25 protein-coding genes are annotated in these 23946 nt (G+C 70.0%); 13 read left to right on the top strand and 12 right to left on the bottom strand.

Annotated features, from left to right (window positions below; translation table 11 throughout):
* Positions 1–139 precede the first annotated feature (139 nt).
* Positions 140–358 carry a hypothetical protein gene (locus WME90_RS29400; RefSeq protein WP_437275334.1) on the bottom strand — a complete coding sequence of 73 codons (219 nt, stop codon included), beginning with the start codon at positions 356–358 and terminating at the stop codon, positions 140–142.
* Between the two features lie 484 nt (positions 359–842).
* Here WME90_RS29400 and WME90_RS29405 point away from each other — a divergent pair, with 484 nt between their 5' ends.
* Entirely contained in the window at positions 843–2222 is a 1380-nt protein-coding gene (locus tag WME90_RS29405) for a cytochrome P450 (protein WP_437275335.1), read from the top strand.
* Between the two features lie 66 nt (positions 2223–2288).
* Here the strand turns inward: WME90_RS29405 and WME90_RS29410 are convergent, their stop codons facing one another.
* Positions 2289–2924, bottom strand: coding sequence for a hypothetical protein (locus WME90_RS29410; protein WP_437275336.1), 636 nt, complete (start codon positions 2922–2924; stop codon positions 2289–2291).
* Here WME90_RS29410 and WME90_RS29415 point away from each other — a divergent pair.
* From WME90_RS29415 to WME90_RS29445, 7 genes are all read left to right on the top strand, one after another.
* The gene (locus tag WME90_RS29415; RefSeq protein ID WP_437275337.1) at positions 2923–3105 is read left to right on the top strand and encodes a hypothetical protein; all 183 of its coding nucleotides are present in this window, start codon (positions 2923–2925) and stop codon (positions 3103–3105) included. The genes WME90_RS29410 and WME90_RS29415 overlap by 2 nt on opposite strands.
* A gap of 123 nt (positions 3106–3228) precedes the next feature.
* The gene (locus WME90_RS29420) at positions 3229–4599 is read left to right on the top strand and encodes a TolB family protein (protein WP_437275338.1); all 1371 of its coding nucleotides are present in this window, start codon (positions 3229–3231) and stop codon (positions 4597–4599) included.
* 238 nt (positions 4600–4837) lie between these two features.
* Entirely contained in the window at positions 4838–5560 is a 723-nt protein-coding gene (locus WME90_RS29425) for an SAM-dependent methyltransferase (RefSeq protein WP_437275339.1), read from the top strand.
* Positions 5561–6176: 616 nt separating this feature from the next.
* The gene (locus tag WME90_RS29430) at positions 6177–6623 is read left to right on the top strand and encodes a DUF2147 domain-containing protein (protein WP_437275340.1); all 447 of its coding nucleotides are present in this window, start codon (positions 6177–6179) and stop codon (positions 6621–6623) included.
* A 498-nt stretch (positions 6624–7121) separates the two neighbouring features.
* Positions 7122–7571, top strand: a complete 450-nt coding sequence (locus WME90_RS29435) for a hypothetical protein (RefSeq protein WP_437275341.1) — start codon at positions 7122–7124, stop codon at positions 7569–7571.
* A 17-nt stretch (positions 7572–7588) separates the two neighbouring features.
* The gene (locus WME90_RS29440) at positions 7589–8599 is read left to right on the top strand and encodes a cation diffusion facilitator family transporter (protein ID WP_437275342.1); all 1011 of its coding nucleotides are present in this window, start codon (positions 7589–7591) and stop codon (positions 8597–8599) included.
* A gap of 255 nt (positions 8600–8854) precedes the next feature.
* Entirely contained in the window at positions 8855–9436 is a 582-nt protein-coding gene (locus WME90_RS29445; RefSeq protein WP_437275343.1) for a vitamin K epoxide reductase family protein, read from the top strand.
* A 92-nt stretch (positions 9437–9528) separates the two neighbouring features.
* Here the strand turns inward: WME90_RS29445 and WME90_RS29450 are convergent, their stop codons facing one another.
* Positions 9529–9834, bottom strand: a complete 306-nt coding sequence (locus WME90_RS29450) for a hypothetical protein (RefSeq protein ID WP_437275344.1) — start codon at positions 9832–9834, stop codon at positions 9529–9531.
* Between the two features lie 54 nt (positions 9835–9888).
* A complete protein-coding gene (locus WME90_RS29455) occupies positions 9889–10515 on the bottom strand; it encodes a hypothetical protein (RefSeq protein WP_437275345.1) in 627 nt (208 codons plus the stop codon).
* Between the two features lie 477 nt (positions 10516–10992).
* Between WME90_RS29455 and WME90_RS29460 the strand changes: the two genes are divergently transcribed.
* Positions 10993–11991: a glycoside hydrolase family 11 protein gene (locus WME90_RS29460; RefSeq protein WP_437275346.1), complete on the top strand. Its 999-nt coding sequence runs from the start codon at positions 10993–10995 to the stop codon at positions 11989–11991.
* A gap of 63 nt (positions 11992–12054) precedes the next feature.
* On the opposite strand, the gene WME90_RS29465 is transcribed toward WME90_RS29460, so the two are convergent.
* The gene (locus WME90_RS29465) at positions 12055–13866 is read right to left on the bottom strand and encodes a hypothetical protein (protein ID WP_437275347.1); all 1812 of its coding nucleotides are present in this window, start codon (positions 13864–13866) and stop codon (positions 12055–12057) included.
* A 734-nt stretch (positions 13867–14600) separates the two neighbouring features.
* On the opposite strand from WME90_RS29465, the gene WME90_RS29470 reads away from it, so the two are divergent.
* A complete protein-coding gene (locus WME90_RS29470; protein ID WP_437275348.1) occupies positions 14601–15077 on the top strand; it encodes a helix-turn-helix domain-containing protein in 477 nt (158 codons plus the stop codon).
* 27 nt (positions 15078–15104) lie between these two features.
* Here the strand turns inward: WME90_RS29470 and WME90_RS29475 are convergent, their stop codons facing one another.
* Together WME90_RS29475 and WME90_RS29480 are read right to left on the bottom strand one after the other, a co-directional pair.
* The gene (locus WME90_RS29475) at positions 15105–15803 is read right to left on the bottom strand and encodes an FMN-binding negative transcriptional regulator (protein WP_437275349.1); all 699 of its coding nucleotides are present in this window, start codon (positions 15801–15803) and stop codon (positions 15105–15107) included.
* Positions 15804–15908: 105 nt separating this feature from the next.
* Entirely contained in the window at positions 15909–17168 is a 1260-nt protein-coding gene (locus WME90_RS29480) for a radical SAM protein (RefSeq protein WP_437275350.1), read from the bottom strand.
* A 213-nt stretch (positions 17169–17381) separates the two neighbouring features.
* Between WME90_RS29480 and WME90_RS29485 the strand changes: the two genes are divergently transcribed.
* Complete coding sequence (locus tag WME90_RS29485) at positions 17382–17951, top strand: putative metal-binding motif-containing protein (protein WP_437275351.1); 570 nt, start codon at positions 17382–17384, stop codon at positions 17949–17951.
* Positions 17952–18276: 325 nt separating this feature from the next.
* Positions 18277–20154, top strand: coding sequence for a c-type cytochrome (locus WME90_RS29490; protein ID WP_437275352.1), 1878 nt, complete (start codon positions 18277–18279; stop codon positions 20152–20154).
* A 165-nt stretch (positions 20155–20319) separates the two neighbouring features.
* On the opposite strand, the gene WME90_RS29495 is transcribed toward WME90_RS29490, so the two are convergent.
* The 5 genes from WME90_RS29495 to WME90_RS29515 all read right to left on the bottom strand — a co-directional run bounded on the left by WME90_RS29495 (position 20320) and on the right by WME90_RS29515 (position 22319).
* Complete coding sequence (locus WME90_RS29495) at positions 20320–20466, bottom strand: hypothetical protein (protein WP_437275353.1); 147 nt, start codon at positions 20464–20466, stop codon at positions 20320–20322.
* A complete protein-coding gene (locus WME90_RS29500; protein WP_437275354.1) occupies positions 20459–20581 on the bottom strand; it encodes a hypothetical protein in 123 nt (40 codons plus the stop codon). The genes WME90_RS29495 and WME90_RS29500 overlap by 8 nt, the downstream gene beginning before the upstream one ends.
* Before the next feature lie 70 nt (positions 20582–20651).
* Complete coding sequence (locus WME90_RS29505) at positions 20652–21194, bottom strand: hypothetical protein (RefSeq protein ID WP_437275355.1); 543 nt, start codon at positions 21192–21194, stop codon at positions 20652–20654.
* On the bottom strand, positions 21191–21850 hold the full coding sequence (locus WME90_RS29510; RefSeq protein WP_437275356.1) for a hypothetical protein: 660 nt from the start codon (positions 21848–21850) through the stop codon (positions 21191–21193). The genes WME90_RS29505 and WME90_RS29510 overlap by 4 nt, the downstream gene beginning before the upstream one ends.
* A 145-nt stretch (positions 21851–21995) precedes the next feature.
* A complete protein-coding gene (locus tag WME90_RS29515) occupies positions 21996–22319 on the bottom strand; it encodes a 4Fe-4S dicluster domain-containing protein (protein ID WP_437275357.1) in 324 nt (107 codons plus the stop codon).
* 183 nt (positions 22320–22502) lie between these two features.
* Between WME90_RS29515 and WME90_RS29520 the strand changes: the two genes are divergently transcribed.
* Positions 22503–23873 (top strand): sigma-54 interaction domain-containing protein, encoded by a 1371-nt coding sequence (locus WME90_RS29520; RefSeq protein WP_437275358.1) that lies wholly within the window; start codon positions 22503–22505, stop codon positions 23871–23873.
* The last annotated feature ends 73 nt before the right edge of the window (positions 23874–23946 follow it).

Here is a 23946-nt window from a genome sequence, read left to right on the forward strand (position 1 = left end):
GCCAAGAGAGAGAGAAAGAGAGAGAAAAAACCTTGGCGTCTTATGGCGCCTTGGCGGTTCCATTACTCCGGCTGGGTGAGGTAAGCACCCCACCACCGTAGATCGCCGCCCTCGGCATCGTGCTCCGTGAAGAGCGCCATCACTCGAGCGTCGGAGCTTCCCAGTCGATCCAGTCCGCCCTGCTGAGCGAGCCGCCCGAGCCCACGAGGAACTCTCCGAGCGCCTCGCCCTCGTGCTTCAGGAATTTTGTAATACTCTTGATGAGGAGATCGGCGTATTCGTTCTTGTACGAACAGTGCGGCGTTTCGGCGACCTTCGAGTGGTAACTCGATATTCTTCTCCACGCCCAGCGCCTCAATCGTTCGCACGGATGGACCTCCTGGCGCGAGCATCATCAACTTCGTCGGTTGAACTCACGCTCACCGGAACGGCAGCTGCTTCGCCGCGCAATAAGGCGTCCGACCGCACTTTCGTGTCAAGCACAAGGTAATGCCTTGATTCGGCTCACAGCGCAACGAAACAACCGTCGTGCAATCGGTGAGTCCCGGTCGAATGACAGCTCTGGAAGATTCAGTGTAGATGACCAACTTCAGCCCAGATGGACTGTCGCGAGTGCGCGCGGAGCAGGCCACGACAGTGCAGGAAGAACGGCCGTGCGTTACAGATCGTCGATGGCGAACAGCGGCAGCGAGCCCGCCGGCGACTCACAGCAGCAAGGTCGCAAGGGACAGGTCTCCGGAGGTGGCTGGTCTCACCGGGCGGCGAGGTGATCAGAGACGCCCCCCTCGATCCGGCGCCCAGGCCGCGCCGGCTCGATGATACAAGACGAGGTCGTACGCGCCATGAGCACCGCCCTCCCCGTCTCCTTCACCGATCTCCCGCTCCGCCAGGGCCTCAACCCCCTCGCCCGCCGCATCGAGACCCGGCATGGATTCCCCATCCTCGCCGGCCGCTTCCCGGTCGTGGGCCACATGCCGGCGATCGCCCTCGACGAGCTCGGCCTGCTCCGCGAGGGCCAGCGCCGCTTCGGCTCCCTCTTCTTCTGGAGCCACGGCTTCGAGTCCTGGCAGCTCGTCTACGCCTCGAACGAGGCCTTCTCCCTCTTCAAGAGCAAGGCCCTCGACTCCTCGTATCTGACCGAGGGCGGCGTCGGCCACCTCTTCGGTCAGACGTTGATGGCCCACGACGGCGCCTCGCACCGCCGGCTCCGCACGGCGATGAACGGGCCCTTCTCGCCGAAGGGCCTCGACGCCGCGGAGGTCGGCGCGATCATCGCGACCTGCGTCGAGCGCAGGGTCCGCTCCTGGCTCGGCCGGCGCGACGTCGAGGTGCTGCGCGAGACCCGCGAGCTGGCCCTGGAGGTGATGTTCAAGATCACCGGCGTCGAGGACGACGAGCTCCCCGACTGGCGCCGCCACTACGAGGATCTGATGCTCGTGATCCTCAACCTGCCCTTCGACGTGCCCGGCTCGCCGCGGCGCCGCGGCCTCCGCGCCCGCGACTGGGTCGACGCGCGCATCCGCCGGATCCTCGCCGACGTGCGCGCCCGCGGCGAGGCGAAGGGCCTCCTGCCCGCGCTGCTCGACTCCCGCGACGAGGACGGCGAGCCGCTCTCGGAGCAGGATCTCGTGGGCAACCTCCGCCTGCTCCTCCTCGCCGGCCACGAGACCTCGGCCTCGACCATGGCCTGGTGCGTCGCCCACCTCGCCGAGAGCCCCGCGGCCTGGCGCGCGCTCCGCGAGGAGGCGTCGAGCGCGCCGGATCTCCCGCGCTCCCCCGCGGATCTCCGCCGCTTCCCCTTCGCTGAGGCCGTGTTCCGCGAGGCGCTCCGCCTCCACCCGCCGGTGGCTCACGACGCCCGCCGCGCCATCGCCGATTTCGAGCTCGAAGGCCGCACCGTCCCCGCAGGGACCCACGTCGCGATCCCGCTGGTCCTGCTCTCGCGCGATCCCGAGCTCTACCCGGATCCGGACAGCTACCGCCCCGAGCGCTGGCTCGGCCGCAAGGAGGCGATCTCGCCGCTCGAGATCGCCCAGTTCGGCGGCGGCGCGCACTTCTGCCTCGGCTATCACCTCGCGTGGATGGAGATCGTCCAGTTCCTCGTCGCGCTCGCGCGGACGATCCCGGCCTCGGGCCCCAGGCTCCAGGACGGCTTCCCTGCCTCGCGCTACCTCCCCGTGCTCCACCCCGCGGCGAGCACGCGCGTCCGCTTCGACGGCTGACACGCCGCGGGGCCTCCCCCGGAGCTGCACCTCGCTGCCGCAGGGCCGACAAGCCGTGTGTGCGCGTCAGAAGACGCCGCGCATGGCGGCGCCGAGGTGCAGGATCTGGAGCGGCGTGTCCGAGGGCGTGCGGAGGGGGCGGAGCTGGTATTCGACGACGAGCGTAGGCTGCGCGTCCTCCTCGGGGAAGAGCGAGAAATCGAGGCCGGCGCCCGCGTAGAGGTCGGCGCGAAACGCGCTTCGCTCGCTACCGAGCTCACCGCCCAGGCTCAGAAAAGGGTCGATCCGCTCGTAGGCAGTCATCTTGGCGAGGGCGAGCGGCCGGAGCTGGCCGCCGAGCGCGAGCACGCCGCCGCCGCGCCCCTCGACCTGCTCATAGCGGATCGCGCCGGCGAGCCCGATTCCACGCACGCTCATCGAGGCGCGCAGGCTCACCCCGCCCGGGTCCTCCCAATCGCTGATCGCGGCCGCGGCGCCTATCTGGGCCTGGCCCCAGAAGCGGAGCTCATTGAGCGCCTCGACGACGGCGGAGCCCAGGCCGGTGAACGCGGGCGCCGAGTCCGAGGCGCTGGCCACGGCCGGAGACACGAGCGCGGCGGCCACGATCGCGGCGCCGAGGGCGCGCCCCGCGGCCCAGCGCGCGCGGAGGCTGCGGGGGGAGGACCTCGTCGAGGTGGGCGGCGCGCTCTGGATCTTAGGCATGAGCAACGCCATCTTGAAGGAGTTGCAGGGCGAAATGGCACTTTTGTACAACGGGGATGTACCCAACCTCTTGCGCATGAACGGTCAGTTGGTCCTCGGCGACACAGAGAGCTCTTGGACACCGGATTGGCTTCGTGAGATCAGCGAGCCCTGCACCATGGCCAAGCTTCATCTACTGTAGCAGGCCGGTGGGCGTGTCCTCGACGCGGTAGCCCTCGATGCCGGCCGCCCCCCGCGCGCTCATCCCGCCTTCGTGCACGAAGGCGGGATGAGCGCCCCCCTGCCGCGGCGTTCTCCCGCGGCCATGCCCGAACGAACGCAGCGCACCGTGATCGCGTGGCTCCTGCTCGCCGCGTGTACGCCCAGGCCAGCGAGCGACGACGAGCTCGCTTCCCCGCCCAGCGCGTCGAGCGCGGCGGCCCCGCTCCAGTGCGCTGACACGGCGCTGCCTTCCACCCCTGCCCTCGCGGCGTCGTCGGCGCCGACCGCGGAAGCTCCGGCGGCGCCCTACCAGCCGCCCCCCGAGCCTGCCGCGGAATCGACGGGCCAGGCGCCGCGCAAGACGATCGGCACGTTCGACGACTGGGTGAAGGCGTACGAGGGGCTCGGCGTGCCCGAGGCGGAGAAGAAGCCTCCTCGGCTCCGCCTCGCCAGAGACCTCGCCCTCGTGTCCGGACGCATCGCCTTCGTGCGCTCGGGCGACGTCTTCGCGATGGACCTCGCCACGGGCGTGGAGGCGCAGCTCACGCGGAACGCGCAGCGCAACGTCGCGCCTACCTTCCTCGGCGACGGCCGGCGGATCGCCTTTCTCAGCAACCGCGATGGAATGGCCTGGCGCGTCTTCCTCATGAACGCGGACGGCACGGAGCAGCGGTCGATCACCGGCAAATTCGCCGCATGGTACGGCGAGCCCTCGTTCGCCATCTCGCCGGACGGCGCTCGCGTCGCGTATGTCGCCAGGGCGCGAGCGCCCGCGGACGAAGGCCTGGAAGAGCTTCACCTCGTCGACGTCGCGAGCGGCGACGACCAGCGCATCGGCCAGCCGACGACGCTGCGCGAGTGTACGTTCTCGCCGCGCGGCGACGCGATTCATTGCGTCGCAGGCGAGTTCGACGCAGAGCACCTCCTCTCGGTGGAGGTCGCCACGAGGCGGGTCAAGCGCTTGCCGGACGCGGGCAACCACATGTTCAGCCCGGTCCGCTGGCTCGGTGATCGGCTGCTCTTCGCGGCGAGCGAGACAGGGGCTTTTTGCTGCCAGGGGTCGCAGCTCTACACGACGGCACCGGACGGCACCGGCATCAAGGGGTTCGGCTCGTTCTGGGTCGCGGGCTCGATGCGCCCGGAGCTCTCGCCGAAGGGCTCGCAGGTCGCCGTCGCGTGGTCCGTCCGCGATGGTGGGTTCGGCGCGGATTATCGGAACGAGATCACGCTGCTCGACGCGAACGGCCGCGCCACGCGCGACCTCACCAGCGCCTTTCCGCGCCCCTTCTACAGCGCCTACGATCCCGCCTGGGCGCCCGACGATCGCCACCTCGCCTTCACGCTCTCGTTGTGTCCTTACGCCGGCTGCGAGCCGAAGATTCGAAGCGTCGTCGTCGTCGACACCCGAGACGAGAAGGCCGTGCCCGCGTTCATCGCCTACGGCGGCGGCGCCTCGTGGAGCCCCGTTCACTGATCGACCGACCCGTCGCGCGCCTCGGCCCCCGGCATGAAGCCGGATTGAGGTGGTGGTAAAGCCCTCCTTGCGTTCTCCCGGCGTCTTGTGCCGGCACAGGGTGTGCTCAAGGCCGCGGGGGTCGAGACAGAAAGCCCCGCCGATCGGATCGAAACCCCCGCCCTGTCGAGGCTGCACGAAGGGTGATACTCCTCTGCTGAAGGCGGTCCGGGCGACCGTCCGCCGAGGAGGAGGCGTGATGAAGACGGACGAGCACGGGAAACACGCAGCGAACTTCGGGCGCGAGCGAGCGTTGGGCTACGACGACCAGGTGCACCGCTCCTGGGCGGGTTATGGCGCCATGCAGCAGGTCATCGCCGAGGTGATCGCCGCTGCGCTCCCCGACAAGGAGACCGCGTCATTGCTGTTCGTCGGCGTCGGGACCGGGAGCGAGGTGAAGCCGTTCGCGCGCTACGCGGGGGCCGGCGTTCGTTTCACGGGCGTCGACCCCTCGCCGGAGATGCTCGCCGTCGCGAGAGAGAGGCTCGCGGCGGAAGGCCTCCTCGAGCGGACGAGCCTGCACGCCTGCGAGCTGCGTGATCTCGCGCGCGGGCCCTTGTTCGACGGCGCCCAGATGATCGGCGTCCTGCACCACGTCCCGGGCGATGAGGCGCGCATCGAGCTCTTGCGGGAGGTCGCGGGGCGCCTGAAGCCGGGGGCGCCCTTCGTGATCGGCTGTCGGACTGAAGACGATCCGCTGCTGAGGGCCGTCGAGGACCGGCGGGCCCTCGCGGCGGGGCGGCCGCCCGAGGCGGCGGAGCAACGACGGAAGGCCTTGGCGTCGTTGAAGCTGCCGGCCTCGGACGCCGAGGTCTTCGCGCTCCTGGCCCAGGCAGGCTTCATTGCGCCTCGCCTTATCTTCTGCGAGCTGCAGATCAAGACCTGGGTGACGCGCTACGAGCCATCCACGCTCGGCGCGTGACGCGGCGACACGCTTCTATGCGCCCCGGCCCGCCTGGAAAAAGTGCTCGATGCCAGCGGGCATGTTGACCCGAGAGCGCGTGCGCTCCTACGCCGCCGCATCGCCCGCGGTTAAGGGTTCGTGGCATCACCGGTCCACCGTACGGCCACGCTGCACGCGCCGGTTGACATAGAGAACCCTACATGACCGCTTCAGTCGGCGGGATCGCACCGGCGCAGGGCGGACGGACGCGGCGGCCGAGACGCGGGCCATGGGCGGCTTGGCCACGGCAGGATCCAGCTGCGTAGAATCGACCGTTCGCGGACCACCAAACGTCCTGGCGCCGGCGCGCCGCCGTTGCGCGCCACGAGCGCGCTCGGTACCCTCGGGGGAAAAATGACGTCCACCGCGCCGCAGGGCTGCTGCGAGAGGAGCCACGTCCACCGTTCGGCTCCCCCTCTGACCAGAGCCCTGCCTCCCGCCGCCGCTCCCTCCGACCCGATGAACGAACGGCGCGGCGCCCCGTCCCCCCTCCAAGGCCGTTTGCACACAGCGGCGCACACCCACATGCGAATCAAGCACCACGCCAGGGCCGAACGCCGTGGCTCCGCAGACCGATGAAAGGAGTTCTGACGACATGAAGAGGTTCTTGGCTCTTTTGACCGCCTTGGGTTGCTCCCTCGCCACTTCGCTCGTGCTCGCGGATCCTCTCCCCGTGACCGGCCAGTGGCGGACGATCGATGAGCAGGGGGTCGAGCAGTCGGTGGTAGAGATTTACGAGAGGGGCGGGAAGATCTTCGGCAAGATCGTGAGCCTGAAGCAGCCGCTCGACGAGAAGGGGAAGCCGAAGATCTGCACCGCTTGTGAGGGGGCCGACAAGAACAAGCCCATTGTGGGGCTCGTCATCATCAGGAACATGGTCCGCGATGACGACGAGTACGATGACGGTACGATCCTGGATCCGAACAACGGCGAGACCTATAGCTGCAAGCTCGAGGCGATCGAGGGCGGGAAGAAGCTGAAGGTGCGCGGCTTTTTGGGCATCTCCCTCCTCGGCAGGACTCAGACCTGGTTGAAGAAGTAAAATCTTCTCATAAACCGGTCGTGGTGCACCTTGGCTGAAAGTGGGGTCATTTGAACCGCCGAGAGCGCCAAGAAGAACACAGAGATCTTGGTGTCACTGACGAGATCTCGACAATTTCAGATGACCCTGGCTGGTAGGCGAGAGACGTCATCGGCAAGCTGCAGGCGGGCTGGCCGCGCGAACGGTTGAACGAGCTGCTGCCCGACGCCTGAGCGCGCGACCGGACACGTGATGGCGGCTCGACGAGGCCGCCCCGCGTCTGATCCCGATCGTGACATCACGACGTCCACCGGCGCCTCCGCAGGCCGGAGTGAGCGTTGCGCGGTCGTGGATGTCCTCGTGTCACCGCCACCCGCCGATTCACATCTCACCTCGGCATGATGCTTGCTCAAACCGCGGCGACACGGCCGGGCGGCTGCCTTACCGGCCGGCCCGGACGCGACGCACGAGAGAGACTGTGGGTCCGCTGTGAAGCAGAGAGGCGATCGAGGAGGCGACATGAAACACGCTGACACGAGACGACGACTCCGCCGCCGGATAGCGCTCACGCTCGGTCTCCTCGCGAGCATGGCGCTCGCCGGCTGTGGCGGCCCGAGCGAGCAAACCATCTACGGCACGCGGCTCGCGCCCGGCACCGATGCGCACATCACCGCCGACGTCGACTCCGACGCCGCGACCACGCGGCTGGCGGTGAACGTCGTTCACCTCTCGCCGCCCGAGCGGATCGAGGCCGGCAGCAGGCAGTTCGTCGTCTGGCAGCGTCCGAGCTCCGAGTCCACGTGGCAGCGGGTCGGAGTGCTCGACTACAATGCTGGCGACCGAAGAGGCAGGCTGACCGAGACGACCGTTCCGCATGCCAAGTTCGAGCTGCTCATCACCGTCGAGAAGCAGAGCAACCCCCCGTCGCCATCGTATGCCGCCGTCATCGGGCCGACGTCTGTCGGGTAACATCGCGCTCGGCGGACGTGGCGTCGCTCAAGTCCGGTGATGACGCCGAGATGAGCGTCCCGGCGCCGAACGGCACGACGGCCGCGCATCGCCGGAAGGATCGGCAGAGCCTGAAGAAAGAATCGAGGATCGCGATCTATGGCGCCATCGGCGCCAACGTGGCGATCGCGGCGGTCAAGTTCATCGCCGCCGCCGTGACCGGCAGCTCGGCGATGCTCTCCGAGGGCGTGCACTCCCTCGTCGACACCGCAGATGGGCTCCTCCTCCTGCTCGGCAAGCACCGGAGCACCCGGCCGCCCGACGACGATCATCCGTTCGGCCACGGCAAGGAGCTCTACTTCTGGACGCTGATCGTCGCCCTCATGATCTTCGCCGCGGGCGGCGGCGTCTCGATCTACGAAGGCATCTTGCACCTCTCGCGCCCGCGCCCGATGGAGGATCCGACGTGGAACTACGTTGTCCTCGGCGCGGCGGCCGTCTTCGAGGGAGCGTCGCTCGCCATCTCGGTCCACGAGTTCAAGAAGAAAGCCGGACAGGGCTACGTCGCGTCGATGCGGTCCAGCAAGGACCCGACGACGTTCACGATCGTCCTGGAGGACTCTGCGGCGCTGGCGGGGCTCGCCATCGCCTTCCTCGGCGTCTCGCTCGGGCACCGCCTGGGAAACCCCTACCTCGACGGTGCGGCGTCGATCGGCATCGGCCTCGTGCTCGCGGCGGTCGCGATCTTCCTCGCGCGGCAAAGCCATGGGCTCCTCGTGGGAGAGAGCGCGGACAGGGATCTCCTCGCCGCGATCCGCGCGCTCGCGAAGGCGGATCCTGGGGTCTCGGCGGTGGGGCGACCGATGACGATGCACTTCGGCCCGCACGATGTCCTGGTCGTGCTGTGCATCGAGTTCGACCCCGCGCTCACGGCCTCCGGAGTGGCGGAGGCGATCGAGCGCATCGAGGCGCGGATACGGAGCGAGCGACCCGAGGTGAAGCACATCTCCGTCGAGGCCAAGGCGATCCGAAGGCGCGCGGGGGCGTGACGCGTCCGAGGAGACGCCGCCTCTGCCACGCTCCGCGGCGCCCGGGCTCAGACGGCCTCACCTCGTCCTCGCAGCGGGGCGCGCCTGGCGGGCAAACCGTGCAGACGTCGTTCTTCGATTCGAGGTACACAGGTTGCAGGTCATCATGCCCTGTCCCGAAGTCCGGCGGCGAACGAGCCCAGGCGGGCGCACGAGGGCGCGGCGAGCGCGGTCCTGAGGGGACGACGTCAGAGAGAGGCCATGGCGCACGGGGCGATGTTCGGTGGGCGAGATGACGGCGGGCGACGCGGTCTCCCCGGCGCCGACGCGCTTCGCGCTGCGCTCCAGCGCGGTCGATCGAGCGATCTCACCCGGCGACGGCTCATCGCCGCCGTGTCCCTCGCTGGCGGCGCCAGCATGGCGGTCGTCTCGCTGTTCCAGCTCGGGATCATCAGCCGCCTGCCCGATCCTCCGCTTCCAGGGTTCGATTCGGACAAGGTGACGAGCTCCGATATCGCGTTCGGGCTCACGCTGCCGGACGCGCCGCTCGCGCTCACCAGCTTCGCGTCCAACCTGGCGCTGGCTGGCTGGGGAGGCGCCGAGCGCGCCAGGAGTACCCCCTGGATCCCCGTCGCCGTGGCGGCCAAGGCGGCCGTCGAGGCGGCCGTGTCCGGATGGCTCCTCGTCCAGATGCGAAGGCGGGAGAGGTCCTGGTGCGCGTACTGCCTCGTCGCCATGGCGGCCAACATGACGGTGTTCGCGCTCTCGCTCCCGGAAGGGCGGGCGGCGCTCCGGCGGCTCGGACGGCGAGGCTCTCGCAACTCCGACCCGCCGCCGGGCGTCGGCAGTCGCCGATAGCGAGGCCCCTCGGGCAGGCAAGCGGTACCTTGGTCGAGCTCCCCCTGCGGCTCCAGGAGCTGAAGGACGAGCTCCTCGGGAGCGACGCGGCGTCACCACCAGGTTCGCCGGTGTTTGCGACGGACGCGTATCGCCACCGCCGCCGCGGCCCCCACGGCGATCACGGCGGCCGCCGTGATGGCGACGCGCTGAGCCGTGTGCTCTGCCTCGCCCTTGACGCCGCCCCACCTCGCCTTGGCCGCGACCAGATCGCGCGCGAGCCGCTCCTTGCTGTGCTCGATCTGCTCGGCAGGCCCCGCGAGCGCTGCGGGACCCGCGCCGGCGCTGACGTGACCTCGCTCGCTGAGGGGACGGGTGACCCTCTCCTCATCGAACCGGAGTGCACTGGATGGTTCCATGTGTCCCGAGCTGCAACCGCTGTTCCCCGCCAGCGCATCGGCGTGCTCGTCGGCTCAGCGCCGGAACGCCGCCGCCGCCCGCCCCGAGACGGCGGATCCGCTCACGACGACGGCCGACCCCAGCGCGAGGAGGGCGACGAACGTGAGCGTCATGGGATAGATGCCGACCAGGGCGAGGATGCCGAGCACGACCGCGCCGGCGCCGACGAGCGACTGCAAGCCGGCGGCGGCCATCGACGCCTGGCGAGCGAGGTGGGCGAGGTGCATGCGCGCGCCGTGTGTGTCGAGCGCGCCGAGGTCCGCCGTCGCGCCGCCGCCGAGCAGCAGCGCGCCGCCGAAGACGATCACCGCGATCGAGGTCAGCGTCACGGGGGCGAGGCCGAGGAGCGCGAGGACGCCGAGCACGACGCCGGCCGCGCCGCAGACGAGCTCCGCGCCCATGCCGCCGCCGAGCTCGGCGCGCGCGTTCCACTCGACGGACGGCGTGGTGCGGGTCAGCCCGCCGAAGTGCGAGGCGATCGCGCCGCCGTGCGCGATCAACGCGGCGCCGAAGACGATCGTGGCGACCGAGGTGAGCTCTCCTGGGAGGGTCCCCGTCAGCCCGATGATGGCGAGGACGATCGTCGCCGCGCCGCACAGCACCTCGGCGAGCGAGCCCCCGAGCACGACCTTCGGCGCCATCTTCTCCTCCTCCGATATGCGTCGCGCGCCTGAGAGCGGCGATATCTGGCTCTCCGGCTGTGCAAACCGTTCACGTTCCTCCGGTCCTGGTGTCTGCATCTGCATGATTCCCCCGTCCTGTGGTGAGGCGTCGTCGCGCCCCCGCGCGCTCCGACTTGCACGTGCTGCGCCGGGCTCACGCGAGGAGGCGCTGCCAGGGAGCGCTGCGCTGGGCCGCTGCGCCGAGCGCGGAGGTCCCAGCTGCCGCGCTCAGCTCCGTGAACCCCCACCTCGTCCCCGAGGGCGACGGCGCGGCTCGTCGTGCTGGCGAGCGCGGCGACCACGGCCGCCTGAGGCGGCGGCTCGGTCACGGCGAGCCCCCCAAGGACCGCAGCCGGACAGTTGGGCCCGGGTCGGGTCCGTGCCTCCCGAGCGAGCCATCCTCCCAACGGATCGCCTCGCTTGACCAAAATGGGAATACCCGGGCATGCTCCCACCATGAAGGTCCTCGTCCCGTCCCGTTGGTCGCTGAGTCCCCTCACCGCTTGCCTCATTGCCGCAACCTTCACGGGCTGCGCCGACTCCGGGGGGGTGAAGGACGACAACGGGAGCGGCGGATCGATCGCAGGAGCCACCGGAGGGAGCGGAAGCGGCGGTGAACCGGGCGCCGGGGGCGCGGGCGCCGCCCCCGATACCGGAGGCGCCACGGGGGGAGGCGGCGCGAGCAGCAGCAGTGGGCTCCCTGGTGCGGGCGGAGCGACGGGTGGAGGTGGCTCCACCGGCGACGGCGGCGCGTCCACCGGCGGCGCCGCGGACTCCTGCCCGCCAGCGCCACCCCTGACCGGAGGCAAGGAGTATTGCTCGAACAGCCGAGGCAATGCGGGCAATGGTTACGGTTATGAGCTCTGGGCGGAAGGAGGCGGGACGGGCTGCATGACCGTGCACGGCGTCGACGCCACGTTCACCTCGGAATGGAACAACGTCGAGGATTTCTTGGCGCGCGTCGGGCTCGACTTCAACCAGACCCAGAAGCACACCCAAATCGGCACCGTCTCGGCGGAGTTCGCGCATACAAAGACGGAGGAGAACGGCGGCTTGACGTACATCGGCATCTACGGCTGGACCGTCAACCCGCTGCGCGAGTTCTACATCCTCGACGACTGGGGCAGCGAAAAGCCGGCGGGTTTTTCTTCCGACGGGACGCCGCGGGACGAGGTGGGCACGCTCACTGCCGATGGCGAGACCTACGACGTGTGGAAAAAGACCCGCGTGAACAAGCCGGCCATCACGGGTCCAAGCGAGACGTTCGATCAGTATTTCAGCATCCGGCGGACGGCTCGCACGTGCGGCACCATCTCCGTTTCCGAACACTTCACCAAGTGGGAAGCGCTCGGCCTTCCCCTGGGGAACCTGCACGAGATCAAGCTGCTGGTCGAGGCCCAGTCCAACAGCGGGACAGTCAAGTTCACGACGGCGAAATTCGTCGTGAGGAAATGAGCGAAGGCGCCCAAGTACCTCGAGCTTGTGGTGCGGTGCTTACCGCACCACCGCCGCCAGGTTCTATAGCGGGGAGGATCGCGCCACCGGGCGGCCGCCAGAGGGCGAGCCCCCCTGGGCCGGGCTGCTCTTGTCCAGCCCTTGAAGCGCCTCGCTGCCAGGCTTGAAGAAGATGGCCCTGAGCTTGCCCGCGAGCTGGTCGAAGGCGCGGAGCGCCATCACCTCGTAGACCCGCTCATCGGGGGGTGCGTTCGCGAGGTTGGCGCCGAGCCCCGCCGTGCTCGTGTACTCCACGGTGAACTCATCCGGGGGCATCACCTTCAGCTTGAAGTCGAACACGTCGCGCTCCCCGGGGATCCGCATGGCCCCGGCGAAATCGACGAGGATGCCCACGAACGCCCGTGCGCTGCGCTCGCCCGAGTACATGGTGCCGGACCAGCCGATATCGTAGTGGATGAAGATCGTCGGGACGCTCAGGTCGACCTTGGCCGCGTCGGCGCTGCCGATCAGGCGCTCCCCCTGCTTGAGCTCGAGGATGTCCGTCGGGAATACCCGCTTGAAGCCGGCCGCCAGGTTGTTCACGATGGCCACCTCGCGAGGAAGGGAGTGCTCGTCATCGAAGTGGCCCGCGACGGGCGCCACGTCTCCGCCCCGGCTGCGCGCCTTCTGCTGCAAGACCGTGTCCAGCTTCGTGAGCATGTCGGAAGAGGGCGGGGCGAAGCGGACCTCGACGGTCGACCGCTCGCTCTTCTCCAGGTACGAGATCAGCTTCTCCATGAACCTCAGCATGCCCGGGTCGGACGTCGACGCTTGCGCGTGAAAGTCGGCCAGCGTCTTCGAGAAGAGCGCATGGACCGCGGCGCGCGTCTCTCCCTCCACGACCGATCCCGGGTACTTCTTCAAGACAGCGCGCAGGGCGGTGACGCTGCCCTGTCCCTTCGCTTCCTTGAGCGCGGCCCGGGGGAGCAAGCTGTTCTTCACTTCATCGAGATGCCGGCTGCCCGAATACACATAGGCCTCGTAGGCGCTCTCGCTCCCCTCCGCCTGGGCGCGACGGAACATCGCCTCGTCGCTCAGGAGGTTGCGCACATACCACAAGGGCAGCGCCAGGATCACCGCCACCAGCGTCGAGGCGCCCGCGACGAAGCCGGGGCGGAGGAACGACGGCAGCGTGCCCACGCGCGGCGCGCCGCCATGTGCGGCGTGCGGTGGGTCAACGGCCACGAGCCTGTCCCACGCGTCGTCGCACCGGACCTCGAAGAACGGGTCCAGCGCGATGAGCTTTTGGACGTCCCTCGACGCGACCGCGGCCTGGAGCGCCTGCCGGGACCACTGGAGCTCGCCGAGCTTGGCCTCGACCTCTGCCTGCGACCGGACGACGAACGACTGGCTGACATTCCCCTGGAAGCTGAACGTGATGACCGAGTGGGTGTAGACCCGGTTCGTGCTGTGGTGCACCGTTCGGACGTTGACGAGGGCCGACATCGGGATGATCGTCAGCTTCGGCCCTGTCGCCTCGACGTAGTCCGCCGGCAACAGGTACCGGCCCGCGTTGAACGGCAGGGCCGATTTGAGCTTGAGCCGCTTGATGGCCATCAGGGCCGACACGAGGAGCAGGAAGAGGCTGCCGGCATAGCCGAGGAGGTGCCCCGAGCCCTGAACGCCCGACCAAAGCGAGCCAAAGCGATTGCCGATCAAGAACAGGGTCACGACGGCGGAGGCCAGCGCGAGGACGACCCATCCGAAGACCGCCATGCCGACGTTCGACGGCTCGGAGAGGATGGGCCTCGGCCACCCCTGACCAGCGAGCGACCGGACGAGCCGCTCGCGGATGGGATCGGGCAGCGCATTGAACATGACGTGTCGTGCAGACATGGCACCCCCAGGCAATCACGAGAAGCTACCACCCGCCGCGCGCGCGCAGCAACAACGTTATCGCGGGGCGTCACGCTCCGGCGAGCCGCTTCGCTTCATGGACTCATTGCGGACGGCGCGGCGCGAGAGCCGCACAGGGGTGACGTTCACGCACCCACACGGCGAAGCGGCGCGCCCCGCGGCGCCTACCGCAGGGACCTGCGGGGAGCTCAACCCGGTTGCGCCCACAAGCACCGCACCCGTCGTGTCATCGATCGCGCTCGGTCGGGGTGCCCGCTTGTGTCCACAGCACAGACGCCGACCGTCACCAGGGCTCGCAGCCCGGCGGAAGCGGTCTCTTCGGTCTCTTCGATGAGCAGGTGCAGCACCGCCGCCGAAAGGTCGCGCGAGGAGCTCGAACGAAGCGACAAAGGAGAGGGCCAGCCGGTGTTCGCCGCCAAGGGGAGAGAAGCACCTTGGCGTCCTTGGCCACATGGCGGTTCATCTCTCGCTCGATCAACGGGATTGATTGGTGCCCTAGCGCTACCCGAACCGACATTTGCTCGATTTCTGAGTTATTTATCCAGGTTCAGGGTGATTCCCACCTGATTTTTGAATCGATTTTCTGGTTCAGGCGCGTGATTAGCCAGATCAGAGCGGCAAAATTCTAGTTGTGGCCCTCATTCACCTCGAAACCAGGACCCATTTTCTGGATTTGCTCGATTTATGTCTGGTTCGTTGGCTAGGATCTCTCGATGCCCCTGGTCCCTTCGCCCCCTGTCGCCCCGCGCGGTTACAGCGCCGTCGAGCTGGCGCGCGCCGCCGGCGTGAGCACTGGCACGATCAAGCACTGGATCGCCGAGGGCCTGATGGACAAGCCCGCGTTCCGCGGCCGCCGCACGACGTACGGCCGCGAGCACCTCGTCCGGGCGCTCGCGATCAAGAAGCTGCGCGAGCACAACCTGCTGCTCCCGGAGATCAAGCGGAAGCTCGCCACGATCCCGCTCGACGAGCTGGCGAAGGAGGTGCTGCCGCTGGAGTCGCCCGACGGCGCGGCGCCCCGCGCGGGGGAGCGCGGGGACACGGAGGAGATCGGACGAGCGTGGCGGCGCGTGGAGCTGATGCCGGGCTTGGAGCTGCACGTGCGCGCGGACGCGGGCGCGGTGGTGCACCGGATGGCGGTCGAGATCCGCGAGAAGTACGGGTGTGAGCGCGAGGAAGGGCGCGGCTAGCTCGAAAGAGCGCGGAGGCCTGACGGCTCAGCGACGGCGGGCGCGCTCCATCTGCTCCACGAGCGCGCGGTCGTCGGGCGTGCCCCGCGCGCGCAGCCCGGCGATGGCGCCGTCGCGATCCTCGGGGCGGCGGTTCTGCGAGAGCTTGAGCTTGCCCTCGATCCGCGTGATCTCCATGGAGAGGCCGACGATCGCGGGGAGCAGCGCGGTTCGCCGCTCCGGCGAGAGCTCCGCGACGCTCCAGGGGTCGGGCTGCCCGCGCTCGTTCACGTCGGAGAGGCGCGCGAGCAGCGCGAAGAGCGCGTCGTGGTCCTCGATGGCCCGCGGCGCGCCGTGCGCGTGGACGACGGCGTAGTTCCAGGTCGGCACGTCGTCGCGCGAGGCGTACCACCCGGGCGAGATGTACCCGTGCGGCCCGCGGAAGACGGCCAGGACCGGCGTGCTCCCGTCGAGCGCGCGCCGGATCGGGTTGGCCCGCGCGACGTGCGCGAGCAAGGTGCCGTGAGGGCCGCTGTCGCGATCGAGCAGGAAGGGCACGTGGGCGATCATGGGCACGCCGTCCTCCCCCGGCGCGACGAGCATGCCGAAGGGGTGCGCGTCGATGAGATCGTGGAGGGCGGCGAGGTCGTGCGCCTCGAAGACACCGGGGAGGTAGATGGATCGCGGCGCGCCCGTCGTCATGACTGCAGGGTGTACCACGGAGCGCGCGCCGACTTGACGGCTCATTTCCACGCTCGATCAACGTGAGCGGCGCTCTCGCTCATCTCTTCCGGGGCCCCGTCCCGAACTCCACAGCGTCGTCATGAGCTCGCCTCCGCTCCTCCGGCGCTCTCATGCCGGTTGATCGGCCGGCGGCGCAGCCCGCGGCTTGCGCGTCAGCTGGACCAGCTGCTCCGGGGAATCGAGCCTGTCCTCGGGCGCTTCGAGATCCTCCACGACGATCTCGAACAGCCCGTTGTCGAACGGCCTGCCCTCCGCCGGCTCGGTGGGCACGAGCCGCTCGCGCTTCCCCTGCGCGGCCAGGGTGCGCGCCCTGAAGTGGCAATACGGATTGTTCCCCGGCCGCCCGAAGAGCGCGTGCGCCGTGAAGGTGCACCCGCCCATGCACACCTCCGCGAACGCGCAGCCCCTGCAAAACCCCCAGAGGTCGTCCACCGTGCGCGCCCGAGCGAACGAGAGCGGCGGCGCCTCGTCCCAGATCTCCCGCAGCCCGCGCTCGCGCAGGTTGCCCCCTACGTAGCGGTCGCTCTGCAGCGATGGACACCCCTTCACCGCCCCGTCGGACTCGATCCCCAGCACCAGCTTCCCGGCCTGGCACCCGCGAAAGTGATCGCGCCCGCCCTCGCGCAGCGAGCGCAGGAGCGCCTCCTCAGGCCCGAAGTACCCCAGGTTGTTCCCAGGCATCACCGTGATCCCGTCCCGGAACGCCCGCCGCTTCAGCGCGGCGATGCGCGGCAGCACGTCGAGCAGATCATAGGGCTGGAGCAGCATCCCCGGCCGGTCCGCCGCGCGCCCGAGCGCCGAGGTGATCTGCACCTGCCACGCCCTGACCCCCTGCTCCCGCAGGAGCTCGTAGAGCGCCTCCAGATCCCCCTGGTTCACCCGGTTGACGTTGGTGTTCGCCGCCGTGATCAGCCCCGCGCCCCGCAGGTGCCCGAGCGCGGCGAGCGCGCTCCGGTGGCTGCCCGGCGCCTTGCGGATCAGGTCGTGGGCGCGCGCCAGCCCGTCGACGCTGACCGAGACGCTGTACAGCCCGGCCTCCTTCATCTGCGCCGCGAGCTCCGCGGTGATCCCCCGCCCCCCCGTGGTCATCGTCGGACGCACGCCCGCCGCCTTGAGCGCCGCGATGATCTCCAGAAACCCATCGTGCAGGTACGCCTCGCCCCCGATGAGCACCACCTCGCGAGCCCCCATAACCGCGAGCTGCCGCACCACGCCGAGCGCCTCCTCGGTGCCGAGCTCGGACGGCCGCGCCGCCCCTGCGCGGGATCCGCAGTGCCTGCAGGGCTGATCGCAGCGCAGCGTCAGCTCCCAGACCACGTACGCGGGAGCATGCTCACCGGGAGCGACCTCGAGACGGCGCAGCGCCATTCCCCGAGCATACCGCGAAGCCGAGCGCCCGCCCGGCGTTCCCCTGCGCCGGCCGATCTCCTGGGGACCGTGACATGGATGCCAGGACCGCCATGCCTTCCGCGTGCGGCGCCGGCCGGCTTTGCGTTACAAGGGACAGGCTGTCCCCCTCGGCTCGGCCCCTGCCAAGACCGAGAGCGGATCGGCCGCCTGGCCACCACGACGGAGACTCCCATGCTGACCCTCGGCGCTTGTGCTCACTGCGATGGTTTCCTTCCTTCCGGCGCCTCCGCCTGCCCGCACTGCGGCGCGGCGGCCACGGCCGAGCGCGCCGCGTGCGCGCCCCCGCGCCACGGGATCGCGAGCCGGCTGCTCGCGGTGGCCTCCGGCGGCCTCATGGCCGTCACCCTGATGGCCTGCTACGGCGCTCCCCCCTGCGACGCGCCCCCCACCGACAACGACGGCGACGGCCACCAGGCGACCTGTGATGGATTCGGTCCTGAAGAAGACTGCAACGACGAGGATCCGGCCATTCACCCCGGCGCCACCGACACGCCCGGCGACGGCATCGATCAGGACTGCGATTTCGCCGACGCCTTGCCCGGCGGCAACGGCGGCGGTGGAAACGGCGGAAGCGGGGCCGGCGCTGGCGGCGGTGGAAACGGCGGCAACGGCGGCGGGGGGACCGGCGGCTCCGGCGGCGGTGGAAACGGCGCCGGCGGCGGCGGTGGAAGCGGCGCCGGCGGCGGCGGTGGGACCGGCGGCGTGGGGACCGGCGGTAACGGCGGCGCCGGCGGCGCCTGATCAGCGAGCGCCGTCGCCCGGTTCGACCACGTCGACCCGTCCCGCGGGACACGTGATTGTCTTGGCGCGGAGGTCGATCTTGAAGTCGCGCTCGCTGAACGTGTGAAACGGCAGCAACACCGGGCCTCTCGAACGTATCCAGATTGCGTCTCTCAGCACGAATCCGACGCTCGGGGGCCAGCGCCTCAGGCTGAGAAGGTGAGTTCAGCTGCACGGACGCGCCGACGAGCGCGGCGACACCGCTCATTCCAGCGATCGCTTTCGCCTCGAGATCTGGGCGCGACCACGGCAGACAACTTGCATCGCCGCGCGGGTCACAGGAGGCATGATGGACGCTCACTCCGGGGCGCGGCTCACCGCGCTCATCACCATGATCACGGCTGTCGCTGCATGCTCGGGCTACTTTCCCGACGACCCAACCCCATGGGAAGAGCAGCCTGCGACGTGGGATGATCCTTCGCCACCTCCGCCCCCCCGCGTGTCCGCGGTGCCGCCTCCGCCGATCAGCGGCGGAACGCTTCTCGTGACCTCCGACAAGGCGTTTGCCGTCGCCGCGGATCCGGATCGCGACAGGATATCCATCATCGACCTCGCCACCTTCGACGTGGACACCACGATCGCCCTGGAAGAGGGCGACGAGCCCGGGCGCGTGATCGAGGGGCCGGCTGGCACGGCTCACGTCGCCCTCCGCCGCGGGGGCGCGGTGGTCACGATCGATCTCGCGACCGGGGAAACGCACCGCAGGCCTGCCTGCCCCGCACCGCGCGGGATCGCTCACGACGCCTCGACAGGCCTGCTCCACGTGACGTGCGCGGGCGGCGAGCTCGTGACGTTCTCCTCGGACCTCGCTGCCCCGCCGGTCCGCGAGCTCCGCCTCGACCGCGACCTGCGCGACGTGATCGTACAGGGGGATTCGCTGCTCGTGAGCCGCTTCCGGTCCGCCGAGCTCCTGGTCCTCGCGAAAGACGGGACCGTGACCGGGCGCCTCAAGCCGCCGGGGTACACCCAGACCGTGTACCTCGGCCCCAAGATGTACGGGGAGCGCGAGTTCGAGCCGGCGGTCGCGTGGAGGACGGTCCCGCTGCCCGGGGGCGGCGTGGCCATGGTGCACCAGCGCGGCCTCGTCACGCCCATCGACCTCGAGAGGGGCAACCGCTACTGGGCGAAGTTTTGCGACTGGAGCCTGGTCCTGTCGGCTGTGGCCGTGATGCGCCCGCTGCCCGGCGAAGCCCAGGCGACACTCGCGCTGCCCGCGCCCTCCGTGGGCGGCATCGGGACAGGGGTGCTCCCGGTCGATATCGCGGTATCACCGGACGGGCTCAGCGCGGCGGTCGTGCACGCGGGAAGCCGCACCCTCGTCGAGACGCCGCTCGAGACCCTCGAGCACTACGACGGGTTCGATACCTGCGAGCTCGCCGCCGAGCAGCGCGCCATCGCGCTCGAAGATCACGGCGAGCCCATCGCCGTCGGCTACGACGGCGAGCGAAACCTGCTCGTCCAGGTGCGGGAGCCTGCGAGCCTCCTGCGCCTCTCGGCCCTCACCGGCGAGGCGCTCGACAAGCTCTCTCTCCTCGGGGAGAGCCGGCTCGACGACGCCCATTTCATGTTTCATGGCGCGGAGTGGGGCCGCACGATCGCCTGCGCGTCCTGCCACCCGGAGGGGCGTGACGATGGCAGGGTATGGAATTTCGAGGTCATCGGCCCGCGCCGCACGCCATCTGTCGCAGGCGGCGTCCTCTCGACGATGCCGCTGTTCTGGGACGGCAGCCTGGCGAACTTCGACGCCTTCATGCAAGAGGTGTTCTTGTTACGGATGAGCGACCAGCTCGAGAGCCGCGAGTACCTCGAAGCGTTCGCGGTGTGGCTCGACGCGATCAAGCCCCTGCCGCGGTCGAAGCCGGCGGACGAGGACGCGGCACGACGCGGCGAGGCCCTCTTCAACGACCCGGCCCTCGGGTGCGCCACGTGCCATTCGGGCGAGCGGCTGACGAGCAACGAGACGGTCGACGTGGGCACGGGCAAGCCGTTCCAGGTGCCCTCGCTGAACGGGGTCGCCGCCCGCGCCCCGTACATGCACGACGGCTGCGCCGAGACCCTCCACGACCGCTTCGGTCCGTGCGGCGGAGGAGACCAGCACGGCGCCACCTCGGCGCTCACGCCGGCCCAGATCGACGATCTCGTCGCCTACCTCGAGACGCTCTGACGCGCGGAGGCTCCCCGCTGAACCGACGATGAGGCGGCCCTATCACGCTGGGGTCCCGAAGAAATCAACAGAAGGGAAGAGAAACCGCAAGGGCGCGAGGGGCGCAAGGGGAAGACAAGAAAATATCTCGTCTCTGGTCCCTCGCGCCCCTTGCGCCCTTGCGGTTTAACTCTTTCCCGCATTTCTTGCTTGTGCTTGGCGCTTGGCCGTCATGCCGAGCTGCGTGTCCCCGAAGCGCTGGAGCATCATCGCCATCGAGCGCAGGTCGCTGAGCACCACGTGGTGCTGGTGGCCCGGAAAGGCCTTATCCATCGAGCGTGACCTCGCCCCGCTCGATGGCGTCCGGATAGGGATGGGCCCTCAGCTGATCATCGATGCTCCTGAGCTCTTCGCGAATGTCCTTCACCAGCGCGGCCGCGGCCTTCATGGATGCCTCCTCCCGATCGAGCGCCATCCTACTACCGCGCCGCCGCGGAGATCCCGCAACCCGCGGGGCGCTACCCGCCGGCGCGCCGCCCCGCTTGCGCCCCCCGCACCCGCGCCATGATCGCGCCGGAGACCTCCTCGGCTGGCCAGCCCTTGGTGAGCCAGCGCTGCGGGATGCTGTGGGAGCGATCGTCCTCGCGGATCACCAGCGTGATCGGCTTGGCCGGCGGCTGCAGCTCCACGGCCTCGATGCGATCGAGCGGCACGGTGACCTCCCGCGCCCCCTGGAGCGGACGCATCGATGGCAAGGTGATCGATCGAGGGCCAAGGACGATCCGGAACTCCTTGAGCGCGGCGAACCGCGCGGCGGCGAGGACGCCGAATGCGCTGAAAACCCCTGACAGGATCGCCAGCACCGCATAGAAGACGTCGGCGCCTCCGGGCTCGAAATGGAGGATCCCGTTCAGGATCAGGCCGCGGTCGTTCGTGTGGGCCCGGTAGGCGAGGACCGCCGCGCAGACCGCGAAGAAGAGGGCGCTCAGCACGAGCTCCGCGTAGGGACGGCGGAGCGGGATCTCGAGGGAGTCACCCGCGGCGCGATCGTTCGGCTTCATCGATATTCCCCTCCGCCGGCGGAAGCTGCCTCGAGCAGCCGCGCGGCCAAGACCTCTGCGTCGAGCGCCGCCTGGTGCTCGGTCAAGAGGAAGGTGTCGCCGTCCCGATGGGCAGCGACCCAGGGCAGCGCGCGCGCGTCGCCGATCACCTTGTCCCGGCTGCCGACGAGGACGAAGACCCCCCGCCCTTCAAGGCCGGTGCCGAGGCTCACGCTGCGGATCAGGGCCGTGGGGATGGTGACGGGAGCGCCGTTGGCGGTAAGACGAACGGCGTCGGCCGAGATCGACTCCAGGCGGACGGATTGACCGTGGCGGGGATCGCGATAGACCGCGAGGTCACGCCGGAGCGCGAGGGCGACGCCGATCGCGCCGGCGCCATAAAGAAGCCAGGCAAACCAGGCGAGCGACGGCTTGAGGGCGGGCAGCGCGGCGCCCCACAGCCCGCCGGCCGCGAGGAGCGCGGCGGCAGCGACGCAGAGGCCCACGCCGGTGCGGATGCGCCGGATCCTGCCGAGCTCCTCGATCGACGTCCCCAGCGCCATGAGCGCCAGCGCGGCGACGCCCAGCCCCGCAGGAGACGCGAGGAAGCGAAGGACGCCCTTCGGGCCGGGCGGCGCCATGCACGCGAGCGCCGCACAGCAGAGCCCGATGCACATCGCTCGCGCTTGGAAGCTGACAGGTAGGCGGAGCACGACGAAGAAGGGACCATGAGATCCCGGCAACTCCGGGCTGTCAACGCCCCGCAGCCGCCTCCGCGTTTCCGCGTGTCGACGATGGATATCGGCCGCTCCCTTGCGGCGCTCAGGTCCCCTCTGGAGCGCGCGCCTCCGCGCGGTCGTCGAAGAAGCGGGCGTTGATCTCCCGGTAGCGCTGCCACTCGGTGGGCAGCTCGTCTTCATCGAAGATGGCGCCCACCGGGCACTCGTTCTCGCAGGCACCGCAGCCGATGCACGCCTCGGGATCGATGTAGAGCTGGAGACCTGCGAGGCGCGTCTTCCTCTCTTCCTCGGGGATGCGCGCGATCTCGTCGGCCGTCAGCGGACCGTGGATGCAGTCGACAGGGCAGACAGGGACACAGGCGGTATCGCAGGTGGCGATGCAAGGCTCGGCAATGACGTAGGCCATAAGGGTTCCTTTCGGCGGCGCGGTCGTCCGCGCGACCGCCTCGCCCGCCTCGCCCACCTCCTTCGCACAGCGCGTGCCCGCGGCCGGACCGGCGTTTCCCGGGCTCGCGCGGGCCTTGTGCGGCGCGTGCAACGCTCCTACGGTGCCGAGCAACGCCATGTCGGTGGCCTCGCTCCGCGCCCGATGACCGCCTCCGCCGATCGCGCCCTCCTGGTGCTCGCCGATCTGGGCGAGGCCTCGGCGCGCGCGCACACCGAGGCGACGCTCGTCCCCGCGGTGTGCGCCGCGCTCGCGCGCCATCTCCCGCTACGGCGGCTCGATCTGCGCCGCGGCGCGGTCGCGCCGGGCGCGCCGGAGGTCCGGCGCGGGGCGAGCGGCGAGACGATCGCCGTCTTCGCGCTCCGCGACGCGGAGGGCGCCCTCGGCTGCGCCACGATGGCGCTCGGCGAGGGCGCGACGCTCGACCTCTCGCCCGCCCTGCTGGAGGCGATCGGTCGCCTGCTCGCCGTGGCGCTGCGGCAGGTGCAGGTGCTCGGGCGCGTCGCGGCCATCGCGCGCCGCGCGCAGGGGGAGAAGCGGACGCTCCAGGAAGAGCTCGATCGCGTCGCGCTGCCGAGGGAGGTGGTCGCGGTAGGCCCGGCGATGCGGGCGATCTTCCAGCAGATGGTGCCCCTCGTCGCGCGGCAGGACACGACCGTGCTGGTGCGCGGCGAGACGGGCACGGGCAAGGAGGTGATCGCGCGCCGCATCCACGCGCTCTCACGCCGCGCGGAGCGGCCGTTCCTCGCGGTGAACTGCGGCGCGCTGCCCGAGGGGCTCGTCGAGAGCGCGCTCTTCGGCCACGAGCGCGGCGCGTTCACCGGCGCCGCGGCGCGGCACCATGGGATGTTCGAGCGCGCGAGCGGCGGGACGCTGCTGCTCGACGAGATCGGCGAGCTGCCCAGGGCGGCGCAAGCGAAGCTCCTGCGCGTGCTCCAGGAGGGCGAGATCGAGCGCGTCGGCGGCGAGGGCGCGGTGCGCGTCTCGGTGCGGGTGATCGCCGCGACGCACCGGCCGCTCGAGGCCATGGTGACAAGCGGAGCGTTCCGCGAGGACCTGTATTACCGTCTGCAGGTGTTTCCGATCGTCGTGCCCCCGCTGCGGGAGCGACCAGAGGACCTGGAGCCGCTCACGCGCGCCATCGTGGAGAAGGTCGCAGCGAGCTTCGGCCGGACGCCGCCGCGGGTGAGCGCGGCGTCGATGGCGCGCCTGCGGGCGCACGGATGGCCGGGCAACGTGCGAGAGCTGGAGAACGTGATCGAGCGGTCGATGGTGATGTCGACCGGGGACGAGCTGATCCTGTCAGCGCCGCTCTCCGCGGCGCCCGGCACGCCAGGGCGCACGATGACGTACCGAGAGGCGGTGCAGCGCTGCATCGAGGAGGCGCTGCGAGCGTCAGGCGGGAAGATCTACGGAGAGGACGGCGCCGCGGCGGGGCTGGGGCTGAAGCCGACGACACTGCAAAGCAAGATGCGGAAGCTCGGGATCCGGCGCGAGGGTGGAGAGAAGGCGTGATGACCGCTGGGCGGCGAGCCGCCTAGCGCCTGGCGAGCCGAACGCCCGTCGATGCGTCCCCGGCTCTCAGTCC

Source organism: Sorangium sp. So ce375 (assembly GCF_051473855.1).
Lineage (GTDB): Bacteria > Myxococcota_A > Polyangia > Polyangiales > Polyangiaceae > Sorangium.